Consider the following 471-nt stretch of genomic DNA (forward strand, 5'->3'; position numbering starts at 1 on the left):
CCGACACGCCGTGCCGCGCGTGCCTTGCGGGGTGTCTTCGTCGACAGCCTGGCGGCACGCGGCGGCGGCGGCTCGGCGATCCTGCCGGTCATCCGGCCACTGGGCGAGTTCGACGAGGATGAGGCCGCATTCGAGACCGAGGCATCGGCGGCCATAGATCTCGCGCCGCCGATCGCCGCGATCGAACGCCTGTTGCTGCTGACGCCGTTGGTGCGCGCCTGGAAACGCCGGCTGCCGGCGCATGTCGCCGCCCTTTTCGCCGAGGAGATCGTCATCCCGGCTTCCACCGCCGACGCGATCTGGCTGGCGCGCGATCTCGCCCGGCTGATGGACGAGATCGAGACGGAAGGAACGGACTGGGCCAAGCTCACCGATCTGGTGACCGGCAACCTTGCCGGGTGGTGGCAGGTGACCCTCGAATTCCTCGGCATCGTCACCGAAGCCTGGCCGAAATTCCTCGCGGAAAGCGAC

At 68.8% G+C, this 471-nt stretch carries 1 pseudogene; it reads left to right on the forward strand.

Annotation, left to right across the window (positions count from 1 at the left end):
• Positions 1 to 471: pseudogene (locus EN893_RS37505) on the forward strand (double-strand break repair protein AddB); the annotation flags it as partial.

It is taken from the genome of Mesorhizobium sp. M7A.F.Ca.CA.004.04.2.1 (assembly GCF_004022825.1).
GTDB lineage: Bacteria > Pseudomonadota > Alphaproteobacteria > Rhizobiales > Rhizobiaceae > Mesorhizobium.